A 14,095-nucleotide genomic window follows, 5' to 3' on the forward strand; every position below is an offset into this window, starting at 1 on the left:
ATCCTCTGCCAAGGAACGTCACTTCACCATGCTGTCCAAACCTCTGCACCTTTCCCCTCTCGCCATCGCCCTGTGGCTGGCTTCATCGCCTGGCCAGGCGGTGGAACTCGCCCCCCAGGTGATCACCGCCAACCCGCTGGGCAACAGTCAGCTCGCCGCCCCCAGCACCGTGCTCGAAGGCGACACCCTGCTACAGCAACAGCAAGGCAGCTTGGGCGAAACCCTGAACAAGCAGCCTGGCGTCGCCTCCACCTGGTTCGGTCCGGGCGCCAGCCGTCCGGTGATCCGCGGTCTTGACGGCGACCGCATTCGCATCCTGCGCAATGGCGTCGGCGCGCTGGACGCTTCGTCGCTGTCCTACGACCATGCCGTGCCGCTGGACCCGGTGAACGTCGAGCGCATCGAGATCGTCCGCGGCCCCGCGGCGCTGATGTATGGCGGCAACGCCATCGGCGGGGTAATCAATACATTCGACAACCGCATCCCCGACTCGCCCATCGACGGCATCCACGGCGCAGGCGAACTGCGCTATGGCGGCGCCGACACCACACGCAGCAGCGCCGGCAAACTGGAAGCGGGCGATGGCACCTTTGCATTGCATCTGGACGCCAACAGCCGCCAGTTCAACGACCTGCGCATTCCCGGCTACGCGCGCAGCAGCAAGGTGCGCGATGCCGACGACCCCGGTTCGAAACACCGTCTGGAGAACAGCGACGGTCGTCAGGACGGCGGCGCCATCGGCGGTTCCTACCAGTGGGATCACGGCTATGCCGGCCTGTCCTACAGCCGCTATGACGGCAATTACGGCTCGGTGGCCGAGCCCGGCGTGCGTCTGGACATGGAGCAGGACCACTATGCCTTCGCCTCCGAACTGCGCGACCTGCAAGGGCCGTTCAGCTCGATCAAGGTCGACGCGGGATACACCGAGTACCAGCACCGCGAGATCGAGGACGGCGAAGTCGGCACCACCTTCAAGAACAAAGGCTACGAGGCCCGCATCGAAGCGCGTCATCAGCCGCTGGGGCCGATCGAAGGCGTGATCGGTGCCCAAGTCAGCCGTAACGAATTCTCGGCCCTGGGTGAAGAGGCGTTCGTACCGCAGACCGATACCGACAGTTTGGCCGTGTTCATGCTCGAACAGTGGCAGGCCACCGAACGCCTGAACCTGAGCCTGGGCGCACGCCTGGAACACACCCGGGTGGATCCGGACGGCAAGGGCAACGAGCGCTTCGTCGATGCCGACAGCACCCACAGTTTCAATGCGGCGAGCTTGTCCTCCGGCGCGGTCTACCAACTCGATCCGGTCTGGGCGCTGGCTGCCAGCCTGGGCTACACCGAACGCGCCCCGACCTTCTTCGAGCTGTACGCCAACGGTGCCCATGTGGCGACCGGCACCTATGAAGTCGGCGACCCCAACCTGAACAAGGAAAAGGCCATTTCCGGCGATCTGGCCCTGCGTTTCGACAACGGCACCCATAAAGGCAGCGTCGGAGTGTTCTACAGTCACTTCCGCAACTACATCGGCCTGATCGGCAGCGGTATCCAGCGCGAAGGCGAGGACGACGAGACCATTCCCGAATACCTCTATTCGGGCGTGCGCGCACGCTTCTACGGCGTCGAAGCCCAGGACCACTGGAAGCTGCTGGAGAACCGCTACGGCAGCTTCGCCCTGGAACTGTCCGGCGACTATACCCGCGCCAAGAACCTCGACACGGGCGAGCCGCTGCCACGCATCGCGCCGCTGCGGGTCAACAGCGGGCTGCTGTGGGAGTTGGACCGCTGGCAAGCGCGCGTCGATGTGCAGCATGCCGCCGCGCAGCACCGTAAACCGGCCAATGAAACCAGCACCGACGGCTACACCACCCTCGGCGCCAGCGTGGGTTACCACTTCGATATCGGCCAGAGCCAATGGCTGGCCTTCGTGCGCGGTGAAAACCTGACCAACCAGACCGTGCGCTACGCCAGCTCGATCCTGCGTGACATCGCCCCGGCACCTGGGCGCAGCGTCGAAGTGGGCCTGACCACACGTTTCTGAGACCCGAGCACTCGGCACGCCAATCCCTGTTCCTGCCCCGTGGCGGGAACAGGTCCCCCTTTCAGACGACTGTTACCCGGATCACAACAATCCCCTGCGACATTTTGTCTTTTTTTCCGCTCGCTTCCTCTATATCCTCCCCGCCGCACGCTGAAACGCTTCACTCATCATTCCTTGCAGCCATCAACATCGAAGAGAACAACTCTTTGATGCGCTTGCGTTTTTTCGATAATCAATAAGACAGCGCTATCTCATGCTCCAACTGCCGAAATACCGACTCCCCGGCACCGCCCTGGCGGTCCTGCTGACCAGCTTCGCCACGCCTGCTAGCGCCCAGGCGCCGTTCTCCGCCGACTCGCCGTGGATGCTTGGCGACTGGGGCGGCGCGCGCCAACGACTGCAGCAACAGGGCTACGACTTCACCCTCGGCTACACCGGCGAAATGGGCAGCAACCTGCACGGCGGCTTCGACCATGACCGTACCGCGCGCTACAGCGACCAATTCACCCTGGGCACCCACTTCGATCTGCAGAAACTGCTCGGCTGGCAAGCCAGCGAGTTCCAGCTCACCGTCACCGAGCGCAGTGGTCGCAACATCAGCAACGACCGCCTCAACGACCCGCGCGTCGGCGGCTTCACCTCCGCCCAGGAAGTCTGGGGCCGTGGCCAGACCTGGCGGCTGACGCAGATGTGGTTCAAGCAGAAGTACTTCGACGGTGCGCTGGACATCAAGGTCGGCCGCTTCGGCGAAGGCGAGGACTTCAACAGCTTCCCCTGCGACTTCCAGAACCTGGCCTTCTGCGGCTCGCAGGTGGGCAACTGGGTCGGTGGCATCTGGTACAACTGGCCGGTCAGTCAATGGGCCCTGCGTGTCAGATACAACCTACACGATGACCTCTACGCCCAAGTCGGCGTGTTCGAGCAGAACCCCTCCAACCTGGACACCGGCAACGGTTTCAAGCTCAGCGGCAGCGGTACGCAAGGCGCGCTGATGCCGATAGAACTGGTGTGGAGCCCGCAGGTCAATGGCTTGAAAGGGGAATATCGCGCCGGCTACTACTACAGTAATGCCAAGGCACAGGATGTTTACCGAGACCGCAACGGCCAGCCCGCTGCCCTCAGTGGCCAGGCCTACCGCAGCAGCGCCAGCAAGCATGGCCTGTGGCTCGGTGCCCAACAGCAGGTGACCTCGCTCGCCTCCGACGCCTCGCGCGGCCTGAGCCTGTTCGCCAACGCGACGATGCACGACAAGAAGACCAATGTCATCGACAACTATGTTCAGGCGGGTGTGGTGTACAAGGGACCGTTCGACGTCCGTGCCAAGGACGACCTCGGCTTCGCCCTGGCGCGCGTGCACGTCAACCCCGCCTACCGCAAGAACGCCCGCCTGGCCAACCAGGTCAACGCCGTGGACGACTATGACAATCCCGGCTTCCTGCCTGTCCAGGACACCGAATACAGCGCCGAACTCTACTACGGCATCCATCTGGCCGACTGGCTCACCGTGCGCCCGAACCTGCAGTACATCCGCCATCCGGGCGGGGTGTCGCGGGTCGACGATGCACTGGTCGGCGGCGTGAAGATCCAAAGCAGTTTCTGAACCTCACCTTGAATGAACGGAGAAGCTACGATGAGCACTGACGGTGCCAACTCTGGAACCCGCTGGCTACCGCGCCTGATCGGCGTATTGCTGCTGTTGATGGGCCTCGCCCTGATCGCCGGCGGCGTCAAGCTCAGCCAGTTGGGCGGATCGCTGTATTACCTGATCGGCGGTATCGGCTTCGCCCTCTCGGGCGTGTTGCTGATCGCCCTGCGTCGCATCGGCCTGGGCCTGTACGGCGCCGTGCTGCTGGCCAGTACGGCCTGGGCACTGTGGGAAGTGGGCCTGGACTGGTGGCAACTGGTGCCGCGTCTGGCGCTGTGGTTCGCCTTGGGCGTTATTCTGCTGTTGCCATGGGCACGTCGTCCCCTGCGCGGCCCGGCGTCGACAGTCAACGGCGCCTTGCTCAGCGTGGCGGTGGTCGCCGCCGGCGCCAGCGCCCTGGCCAGCCAATTCACCCATCCCGGGGAAATTGCCGGGAAACTGGGGCGCGACAGCAGCGAAATGGCCAGTGCCGCGCCGTCGATGCCCGATGGCGACTGGCAGGCCTACGGTCGCACCGAGTTCGGCGACCGCTACTCGCCGCTGCGCCAGATCACCGCGCAGAACGTCAATCGCCTGGAGGAAGCCTGGCGCATCCGCACCGGCGATCTGCCCAGCGACAACGACCCGGTCGAGCTGACCAACGAAAACACCCCGCTCAAGGTCAACGGCATGCTCTATGCCTGCACTGCGCACAGCAAGGTGTTGGCCCTGGACCCGGACACCGGTGCCGAAATCTGGCGCTTCGATCCGCAGATCAAGAGCTCGGTGGGCACCTTCAAGGGCTTCGCCCATATGACCTGCCGCGGCGTGTCGTACTACGACGAAAACCGCTACGTCAGCCGTGACGGCAGCCCCGTGCCGGCCATTTCCGCCGCCGGCCAGGCCGTGGCGCAAGCCTGCCCGCGCCGCCTGTACCTGCCCACCGCCGACGCCCGCCTGATCGCCATCAACGCCGACAACGGCAAAGTCTGCGAAGGCTTCGCCAACCAGGGCGCCATCGACCTGACCCAAGGCATCGGTCCGTTCACCGCCGGCGGCTACTATTCCACCTCGCCGGTGGCCGTGACCCGCGACCTGGTGATCATCGGCGGTCATGTCACCGACAACGAGTCGACCAACGAGCCGTCCGGGGTGATTCGCGCCTACGACGTGCACGACGGTCACCTGGTGTGGAACTGGGACAGCAACAACCCCGACGACACCCAACCGTTGGCGCCTGGAAAGACCTACAGCCGCAACTCGGCCAACATGTGGTCGCTGGCCAGCGTCGACGAAGAGTTGGGCATGGTCTACCTGCCGCTGGGCAACCAGATGCCTGACCAGTACGGTGCCGACCGCACGCCAGGCGCCGAGAAGTACAGCGCGGGTATCGTCGCCCTCGACCTGGCCACCGGCAAGGCCCGCTGGAACTACCAGTTCACTCACCACGACCTGTGGGACATGGATGTCGGCAGCCAGCCGACCCTGGTCCACCTGAAGACCGACGACGGCGTCAAGCCGGCCGTGATCGTGCCGACCAAACAGGGCAGCCTGTACGTGCTCGACCGCCGCAACGGTACGCCGATCGTGCCGATCCGCGAGATTCCGGTGCCGCAGGGTGCCGTCAAAGGCGATTTCACCGCGCCGACCCAGGCCCGTTCCGACCTCAACCTGCTCGGCCCTGAACTGACCGAGCAGGCCATGTGGGGCGCCACGCCGTTCGACCAGATGCTGTGCCGCATCCAGTTCCGCGAGCTGCGCTACGAGGGTCAGTACACCCCGCCGTCCGAGCAGGGCACGCTGGTGTATCCGGGCAACGTGGGAGTGTTCAACTGGGGCGGCGTGTCGGTCGATCCGGTGCGCCAACTGCTGTTCACCTCGCCGAACTACATGGCGTTCGTGTCGAAGATGATCCCGCGCGACCAGGTCGCCGCCGACAGCAAGCGTGAAAGCGAAACCAGCGGTATCCAGCCGAACACGGGTGCGCCTTACGCGGTGACCATGCATCCGTTCATGTCGCCGCTGGGCGTACCGTGCCAGGCTCCGGCCTGGGGCTATGTGGCCGCCATCGACCTGTTCACCCACAAGGTGGTGTGGAAGCACAAGAACGGCACCACCCGTGACAGCACCCCGGTGCCGATCGGCCTGCCGGTGGGCGTGCCGAGCATGGGCGGTTCGATCGTCACTGCCGGTGGCGTGGGCTTCCTCAGCGGCACGCTGGACCAGTACCTGCGCGCCTATGACGTGAACGACGGCAAGCAGCTGTGGAGCGCCCGCCTGCCGGCCGGCGGCCAGGCGACACCGATGACCTACACCGGCAAGGATGGCGAGCAGTATGTGCTGATCGTCGCCGGCGGCCACGGCTCGCTGGGCACGCGGATGGGCGACTACATCATCGCTTACAAGCTCGCGCGCTAGCGCGCGGGCTTGTAGGCGAGCGGCAAGCTAGAAGCTAGAAGCTGCAAGCTGGATAGCAAAAGCGGGGCCTGCGCGGTCCCGCTTTTTCTTGCCGCTTGAAGCTTGCCGCTTGAAGCTCGCAGCGAGCTGCGAGCTGCGAGCGGCTCGGTGCGCGCCAAGCGCGCACCGCTTGAAACCCAGGACCATTCGCCCCATCTAAGCACCATAGCCATTCACGCAGGTGCCCCATGAGCGACCAGCAGGATTTTCCTGATCACCCCGACGAGCACGACGAAGTCGAGCATATCGACGCCAAGTCCAGTACCAGCCATGCCCTCGCCCTGCCCGGCCAGCAACTGCCGGACAAAGTCTATGTGATCCCCATTCACAATCGCCCGTTCTTCCCCGCGCAGGTGCTGCCGGTGATCGTCAACGAAGAGCCCTGGGCGGAAACCCTCGACCTCGTCGCCAAGACCGATCATCACACCCTCGCACTGTTCTTCATGGACACCCCAGCCGAAGACCACCGGCACTTCGACACCAAGGCCCTGCCTGAGTACGGCACCCTGGTGAAGGTCCACCATGCCAGTCGCGAGGGCGGCAAGCTGCAGTTCGTCGCTCAGGGACTGACCCGTGTGCGCATTCGCACCTGGCTCAAGCATCATCGCCCGCCCTATCTCGTGGAAGTCGAATACCCGCGTCAGCCCACCGAGCCCAACGACGAAGTCAAGGCCTACGGCATGGCGCTGATCAACGCCATCAAGGAACTGCTGCCGCTCAATCCGCTGTACAGCGAAGAGCTGAAGAACTACCTCAACCGCTTCAGCCCCAACGACCCTTCGCCGTTGACCGACTTCGCCGCGGCCCTCACCTCGGCCACCGGCAATCAGTTGCAGGAAGTGCTCGATTGCGTGCCCATGCTCAAACGCATGGAAAAAGTCCTGCCGATGCTGCGCAAGGAAGTGGAGGTCGCGCGCCTGCAGAACGAGATTTCCGCCGAGGTAAACCGGCAGATAGGCGAGCACCAGCGCGAGTTCTTCCTCAAGGAGCAACTCAAGGTCATCCAGCAGGAACTGGGGCTGACCAAGGACGACCGCAGTGCCGACCTCGAACAGTTCGAGCAGCGCCTGGAAGGCAAGACCCTGCCCGATCAGGCGAAAAAACGCATCGACGAAGAAATGGGCAAGCTGGCCATTCTCGAGACGGGCTCGCCTGAGTATGCCGTCACCCGCAATTACCTGGACTGGGCCACCGCGTTGCCGTGGGGCCTCTATGGCCAGGACAAACTCGACCTCAAGCACGCACGCAAAGTGCTCGACCAACACCACGCCGGTCTGGACGACATCAAGGAGCGCATCCTCGAGTTCCTCGCCGTCGGCGCCTGGAAAGGTGAAATCAGCGGTTCCATCGTGCTGCTGGTCGGCCCACCCGGCGTGGGCAAGACCAGCATTGGCAAGTCCATTGCCGAATCCTTGGGCCGGCCGTTCTACCGCTTCAGCGTCGGCGGCATGCGCGACGAGGCCGAGATCAAGGGCCACCGCCGCACCTACATCGGCGCCCAGCCCGGCAAACTGGTGCAGGCGCTGAAGGACGTCGAAGTGATGAACCCGGTCATCATGCTCGACGAGATCGACAAGATGGGCCAGAGCTTCCAGGGCGACCCCGCCTCGGCGCTGCTGGAAACCCTCGATCCAGAGCAGAACGTCGACTTCCTCGACCATTACCTGGACCTGCGCCTGGACCTGTCCAAGGTGCTGTTCGTCTGCACCGCCAACACCCTCGACTCGATCCCCGGCCCGCTGCTCGACCGCATGGAAGTGATCCGCCTCTCCGGTTACATCACCGAAGAGAAGGTGGCCATCGCCAAGCGCCACCTGTGGCCCAAGCAGTTGGACAAGGCAGGCGTGGCCAAGACCAGCCTGAGCATCTCCGACAGCGCACTGCGCCTGGTGATCGAGGGCTATGCCCGCGAGGCCGGCGTGCGTCAGTTGGAAAAACAGCTAGGCAAACTGGTGCGCAAGTCCGTGGTCAAGTTGCTGGACAATCCCAACGCCAAACTCAAGATCGGTCCTAAGGAACTGGAACCGGCACTGGGCATGCCGGTATTCCGCAGCGAACAGGTGCTGTCGGGCAAAGGCGTGATCACAGGCTTGGCCTGGACCAGCATGGGCGGGGCCACACTGCCGATCGAGGCAACGCGCGTGCACACCCTCAATCGCGGCTTCAAGCTCACCGGCAAGCTGGGAGATGTGATGAAAGAGTCCGCCGAAATCGCCTATAGCTATGTCAGCTCTAACCTCAAGCAATACGGTGGCGATTCGGGCTTCTTCAATGAGGCCTTCATTCACCTGCACGTACCCGAGGGGGCTACGCCGAAAGATGGGCCGAGCGCAGGCGTGACCATGGCCAGTGCACTGCTGTCGCTGGCCCGCGATCAGGCGCCGAAAAAGGGCGTGGCCATGACCGGCGAGTTGACCCTCACCGGCCAGGTGCTGCCCATCGGCGGCGTGCGCGAGAAGGTGATCGCTGCACGGCGGCAGAAAATCCACGAGTTGATCCTGCCCGAGGCCAACCGGGGCGACTTCGAGGAACTGCCGGCGTACCTGCGCGAGGGGTTGACGGTGCATTTCGCCAAACGCTTCGCCGACGTGGCGAAAGTGCTGTTCTGATCGGCCGGGGCCGCGCGCCGGCCCCACAGGCCCACCCGCTTCGGTTATCCTCAGGCCATCGTCGCCTGAGGAGACACCATGACCCTCCCCCGCCTATTGCTTCCCATGAGCCTTGCATTGCTGACCGCCTGCGCCCAGCAGTCCCGGCAGACCGTCGAACTGGACGCCGAGAGCGAATGCCCCAAGCGCTTGGCGCCAGGCCAGAACCTGACCCTCACCCTGACCAGCAATCCGACTACCGGATACCGCTGGCAGGTCAAGGATCCCGCTTCGAGCGTGCTGCGCAGCCTCGGTCCAGAGGTGTACAGCAGCCCTGAAGAAAGCGGTCTGGTCGGTGTTGCCGGGACATCCACCTGGCGTTTCCAGGCCAGCGCGCCGGGAGATGGCAACCTGGTATTGGTCTATCAACAACCGTGGGCGCCTGAAGTGCAACCGGTGCAGACATTCGAGTGCGCGATCAGGGTCAGATGACCCGCATCAAACCGCCTCAATGCGTCTGCGCACGGTCAGCAGGTAGTCGCGCGCGGCTTGCAAGGCAACTAACAAAGGCCCCGCTTCTACCTGGCTGTTCAGGACGGAATCCACGGCACTCCACCCATCCACGAACAGTGATCCCTGCACCAACCACTGCTGGCGGAGCTCGAGCAGTTCGCCGGCCCTGCCGTATTGGGTGATCACTTCGTTATTCTGCGCCAGCTGCGCTTTGAGACCAGCCAGGTTCTGCTGCTCCTGCTTGAGCTTGTCCGCCATCTGTGCTCTGACCGCAAGTACTTTGGCGTATTCACGGCCCTGCTCCAGTAGATCCAGATGCGTGTTCAGCTTGCCGACGGCAGCCTTGATCAGATCCGGCGATATACCAGGCGTCTGCATTTGACCCAGAATGACATCGATGTCCTTGTCGTCGGGAATCAGGTTCCTCAGCGCTTGACGGACCGTCGGCGTATTGAGCGTGGCAAGGCTATCGTCTATCTCCGCCAACTTGGCTTCGCGCGTATTGACCGTGCTCTGGACCTGCTTGAACGTCTTGTCGTTCTCCTGCAGGTCTTCTTTGGCCGTTCGCTGCAGCTCAGTGAGCTCAGGTGCCGAGTACGTGCGCACAGCCTCTACGCTGGCCAGCACCTGCCGGATAGTCGTCTGCACGTCGGCGCGCAGGGTCACGAGTTCGTTCTCATCGAGCTCGGCGGTAGCGACACTGCCAAGCGGGTCCAAGTCGAGATTGAGATCGATCAGGCCCTGCGTGACATTCCCACAAAAACGCGCATTGGCCTTTTTGATGGTTTCGGCGATGTCCTGCAAGCGTTCGCGTACAGCGGGAATGAGCAATTCGATCCCATGGTGGGAAATCTGAAACGCCTGTCGCTCGATGTTGAGCATCGCTTTGGCATCGGGCAACGGTGTTTCGACGTTCGCACTCTTCATATTATTCATCCTTAAAGGGCGTCGCCCAGTGCTTCGTTGAAGATCGCCGAGAGCTGCTTGGAGATATTCAAAATATTGGTCCAGGGCGAGAGGACGCGTTCAAACTGCACAATGAACTTTTTCAGTTCCACGTTACTGGAAACGGCGGTGGCTTTTTTAATCGAAGCGGACATGTAGGACTCCAACAGCACCCAGACATCCTCCAAGTTCTTGGTGGCTGCACGAACTTCCACCAATCTGAAGTTAATGTCCGTGACCATCCTCTTCAAGGCCACGAAATTTTCGATTTCGGCCAACAGTTCACGTTGCTGCGTGGCCACCATATCGCGCTCTTCGATCAATGCATTCTTATCCTTACGCACCACTTCCGCTTGCGCACCGTAAATACCTCCGGTCACGATCAAACCGATCGGACCGAACGCAATCCCGAAAAACGCCGTGCCGACCAATTTGTCATATTGAGCCACCTTTTTTTCAATCTCAGTGTCGAGCGCAATCAACTGCTCGCCGATCGTAGCAATCTTCTTGTCGACACTTTCTTTCTTCAAACATGCCAAGAGACCAGAGCCCTTGGGATGCAAGACCTTGTCGATCTGCTCACCGAAATGATCGACCAGCGCCTTGACGTGGCGAATGGTGGCGAGCATTTCCGTAATTTCACCTTGGATGGTCGGCAAGTAGAGATCGATCGCCGACTTCAGTGATGTGATGTCCGCTGTCGAGAGCGCGGCCCTCGGAATCTTGTCGGCCGGAATCGCTGGCAACAGCGTGTCCATTGCCTGCGTGTTCTTCAGTTCGGCAATAAACTTCACACCTTCAGTAATAAAGTTTTCGGAAAAGACCTGTAAATCGCCACCCATTGTTTTACAGGCATCTTCTACGCCGTCCCACGCATCCACATGCTGATGCAGATTCTCATGGAAGGACCAGAAGTCATCAGCACTGATTGCCAAGGCAGTAAAGTTTACATTCGCCTCCATCTCTCGCCGCTCCCTGGGCAGCAGTCGTACCGCCCTCTGATAGCGTTTGATGGTGCGCAGGTTGTCTTGACTGAATAGAAAAGCCGGTTCTTTCTTTTTGAAATCGAAAATTTGCTGAGGGATGAACTCGACCCGTTCATCCACTGTGAGCTCATCGAAAGGCAGACTCGCTTTTGAAGCAGAATTCTCCGCCCGCTGCTCAGTTACATCAGTTGCCATGATTATTCCCCTCTACTCACACTCTTCTGCAGTTGAGAGCGCGTTACTGAGGAACCAATCTAACGGTCTACGGCCGTTCACGAAGTCAGGACGGTGCTCAGCCTGTGGGAGGAAAACACACTGCTCTCTGCCAGATCATTGATCATTGGACAAACTGACAAATGCCCCGAGACTGCTCTGCCACGCAGACGGCGTTCCCTGATTTTCGCTAGAATGTGCCTCCTTCAACCCACTGCACGAGCCCGCTGTGAGCCACCCCTCAGACCGCCTATTCGCCCAGCCTCTGGAACAGGTACCCGACTTCGTCTTCAACGAAGACGTCGTGCGCGTGTTCCCGGACATGATCAAGCGCTCGGTGCCCGGCTATCCGACCATCGTCGAGAACATCGGTGTGCTGGGTGCGCGCTTTGCCCAACCGCATAGCGTCTTGTATGACCTGGGCGCTTCGCTGGGCGCCGTGACTCAGTCGCTGCGTCGTCATGTGCGCGCTGACGGCTGCCGGGTCATGGCGGTGGACAACTCGGCAGCGATGGTCGAGCGCTGCCGCCAGTACCTCACCGCCCAGGACTCCATGTTCCAGGAACTGCTGCCGGTGCAGGTACTGGAGGCCGACATCCTGGCGCTGTCGCTGGAGCCGGCGTCGTTCGTCGCAATGAACTTCACCCTGCAATTCATCGCCCCAGACGAACGCCTCGACCTGCTGGCCCGCATCCGCCAGGCGCTGCTCCCCGGTGGCGCGCTGGTGCTCTCGGAAAAGCTGCGCTTCGACGACGCGCAGACCCACGATCTGCTCAACGAACTGCACCTGGACTTCAAGCGTGCCAATGGCTACAGCGAACTGGAAATTGCCCAGAAACGCAGCGCCATCGAGCACGTCATGAAGCCTGACACTCTGGAGACCCACGAGCAGCGCCTGCGCGCCGCCGGTTTCTCCAAGGTGGTGCCCTGGTTCCAATGCCTCAACTTCGCCTCGCTGATAGCCCTGCCATGATCGATCTGTCTCCCCTGGTCCGCCGTCTGGCGGGCACCCCACTGGCTCGCTGGTCCCAAGGCCTGCAAGCGCAACTGGATGCCAAGCTGGAAAAAGGCCACGGCGACCTGGAGCGCTGGCGTGGCGCACTGGACGCGCTGCCCGCCTTGACGCCGAGCACCCTCGACCTGGTCAACGGCCTGCGCCTGGACAGCGACTGCGATCCCGCCAGCCGTGCGCAGATGCATCAGGCGCTGATGGGGCTGTCGCCCTGGCGCAAGGGGCCGTTCGAGCTGTTCGGCGTGCACGTGGACACCGAATGGCGCTCGGACTGGAAGTGGTCGCGGGTCAGTCCGCACCTGAACCTCAGCGGCAAACGCGTGCTGGATGTGGGCTGTGGCAACGGCTATTACCAGTGGCGCATGCTCGGTGCCGGCGCCGACCTGGTGGTCGGGGTAGACCCGAACTGGCTGTTCTTCTGCCAGTTCCAGGCTGTCAGTAAATACCTCCCGCACCTCCCGGCCTGGCACCTGCCGTTCGCCCTGGAAGAACTGCCGGCCAATCTGGAAGGGTTCGACACAGTGTTCTCGATGGGCGTGTTCTACCACCGTCGCTCGCCAATCGAGCACCTGCTGGCGCTGAAGGACTGCCTGGTCAAAGGCGGCGAGCTGGTGCTGGAAACGCTGGTGATCGAAGGTGACGCGCATCAAATGCTGGTGCCCGAAGACCGTTACGCGCAGATGCGCAACGTCTGGTTCCTGCCGTCGGTGCCGGCCCTGGAACGCCTGCTGCGCCGGGCAGGTTTCAGCGACGTGCGCTGCGTGGATGTCAGCGTCACCAGCGTCGAGGAACAGCGCAGCACCGATTGGATGCGCTACCAGTCGCTCAGCGACTTCCTCGACCCTGCCGACCACAGCAAGACCATCGAAGGCCTGCCAGCGCCGCGCCGGGCCACGTTGCTGGCGCGCAAATAGAGAGCCGCAAGTGCCCCAAGGGGCATTGCATTCAGTTGCGGCGCGGCGCGGCAGCGAGCATCAGCGCTTTCATCTCGGCAACGGCGGCCGGGAAACCGACGAACAGTGCGTGCGCCACCAGCGCATGGCCGATGTTCAGCTCATTGATGCCTTCAATGGCCGCCACGGCTTCGACGTTGTGGTAATGCAGGCCATGGCCGGCATTGACGATCAGACCCTGAGCCAAACCGAAAGCGACGCCCTGAACGATACGTTCGAGCTCTTCGGCCACCTCCTTTGGGGTCTGGGCATCGGCGTAGCGCCCGGTGTGCAGTTCGATGGCCGGCGCACCGACCCGGCGCGACGCCTCGATCTGACGCTCATCGGCATCGATGAACAAGGACACTTCGGCGCCGGTGCGCGACAAGCGCTCCACAGCGGCCTTGATCCGCTGCTCTTGGCCGGCCACGTCCAGCCCGCCCTCGGTGGTCAGTTCCTGGCGCGTTTCAGGCACCAGGCAGATGTGCGCCGGGCGAATCTTCTCGGCAAAGGCCATCATCTCTTCAGTGACGCCCATTTCGAAGTTCATGCGTGTCTGCAAGACATCCTTGAGCAGCAGCACGTCGCGCTCCTGGATATGCCGACGGTCTTCGCGCAGGTGCACGGTGATACCGTCGGCCCCCGCCTGCTCGGCGTCCAGCGCTGCCTTGACCGGATCCGGATAGCGAGTGCCGCGGGCCTGGCGCAAGGTCGCCACATGGTCGATATTGACGCCGAGAAGGATGCGGTTGCTCTGAGTCACGAAAGGCTCTCCTGAAGATTGAGCCCC

General features: G+C 62.5%; 10 protein-coding genes. 7 read left to right on the forward strand and 3 right to left on the reverse strand.

Annotated features, from left to right (window positions below):
- Positions 1-28 precede the first annotated feature (28 nt).
- From Q7C30_RS08310 to Q7C30_RS08330, 5 genes are all read left to right on the forward strand, one after another.
- Positions 29-2,035, forward strand: a complete 2,007-nt coding sequence (locus Q7C30_RS08310) for a TonB-dependent receptor (RefSeq protein ID WP_317871235.1) — start codon at positions 29-31, stop codon at positions 2,033-2,035.
- 253 nt (positions 2,036-2,288) lie between these two features.
- Entirely contained in the window at positions 2,289-3,635 is a 1,347-nt protein-coding gene (locus tag Q7C30_RS08315; RefSeq protein ID WP_317871236.1) for a carbohydrate porin, read from the forward strand.
- Positions 3,636-3,665: 30 nt separating this feature from the next.
- Positions 3,666-6,077 carry a glucose/quinate/shikimate family membrane-bound PQQ-dependent dehydrogenase gene (locus Q7C30_RS08320; RefSeq protein WP_317871237.1) on the forward strand — a complete coding sequence of 804 codons (2,412 nt, stop codon included), beginning with the start codon at positions 3,666-3,668 and terminating at the stop codon, positions 6,075-6,077.
- A 227-nt stretch (positions 6,078-6,304) separates the two neighbouring features.
- The gene (gene lon, locus Q7C30_RS08325) at positions 6,305-8,725 is read left to right on the forward strand and encodes an endopeptidase La (protein WP_317871238.1); all 2,421 of its coding nucleotides are present in this window, start codon (positions 6,305-6,307) and stop codon (positions 8,723-8,725) included.
- A gap of 78 nt (positions 8,726-8,803) precedes the next feature.
- The gene (locus Q7C30_RS08330) at positions 8,804-9,196 is read left to right on the forward strand and encodes a protease inhibitor I42 family protein (protein WP_029614103.1); all 393 of its coding nucleotides are present in this window, start codon (positions 8,804-8,806) and stop codon (positions 9,194-9,196) included.
- A 6-nt stretch (positions 9,197-9,202) separates the two neighbouring features.
- Here Q7C30_RS08330 and Q7C30_RS08335 read toward each other — a convergent pair whose 3' ends face one another.
- Together Q7C30_RS08335 and Q7C30_RS08340 are read right to left on the reverse strand one after the other, a co-directional pair.
- Positions 9,203-10,144 carry an alpha-xenorhabdolysin family binary toxin subunit B gene (locus Q7C30_RS08335; protein WP_317871239.1) on the reverse strand — a complete coding sequence of 314 codons (942 nt, stop codon included), beginning with the start codon at positions 10,142-10,144 and terminating at the stop codon, positions 9,203-9,205.
- An 11-nt stretch (positions 10,145-10,155) separates the two neighbouring features.
- On the reverse strand, positions 10,156-11,343 hold the full coding sequence (locus tag Q7C30_RS08340; RefSeq protein WP_317871240.1) for an alpha-xenorhabdolysin family binary toxin subunit A: 1,188 nt from the start codon (positions 11,341-11,343) through the stop codon (positions 10,156-10,158).
- A gap of 247 nt (positions 11,344-11,590) precedes the next feature.
- On the opposite strand from Q7C30_RS08340, the gene cmoA reads away from it, so the two are divergent.
- Positions 11,591-12,334: a carboxy-S-adenosyl-L-methionine synthase CmoA gene (gene cmoA / locus Q7C30_RS08345; RefSeq protein ID WP_029614107.1), complete on the forward strand. Its 744-nt coding sequence runs from the start codon at positions 11,591-11,593 to the stop codon at positions 12,332-12,334.
- Positions 12,331-13,287, forward strand: coding sequence for a tRNA 5-methoxyuridine(34)/uridine 5-oxyacetic acid(34) synthase CmoB (gene cmoB / locus Q7C30_RS08350; protein WP_317871241.1), 957 nt, complete (start codon positions 12,331-12,333; stop codon positions 13,285-13,287). Before cmoA ends, cmoB begins: the two co-directional genes overlap by 4 nt.
- A 31-nt stretch (positions 13,288-13,318) precedes the next feature.
- Here the strand turns inward: cmoB and pdxJ are convergent, their stop codons facing one another.
- Entirely contained in the window at positions 13,319-14,068 is a 750-nt protein-coding gene (pdxJ, locus tag Q7C30_RS08355; protein WP_029614108.1) for a pyridoxine 5'-phosphate synthase, read from the reverse strand.
- Between the last annotated feature and the right edge of the window lie 27 nt (positions 14,069-14,095).

The sequence above is a fragment of the Pseudomonas sp. RAC1 genome, from assembly GCF_030658255.1.
GTDB lineage: Bacteria > Pseudomonadota > Gammaproteobacteria > Pseudomonadales > Pseudomonadaceae > Aquipseudomonas > Aquipseudomonas boreofloridensis.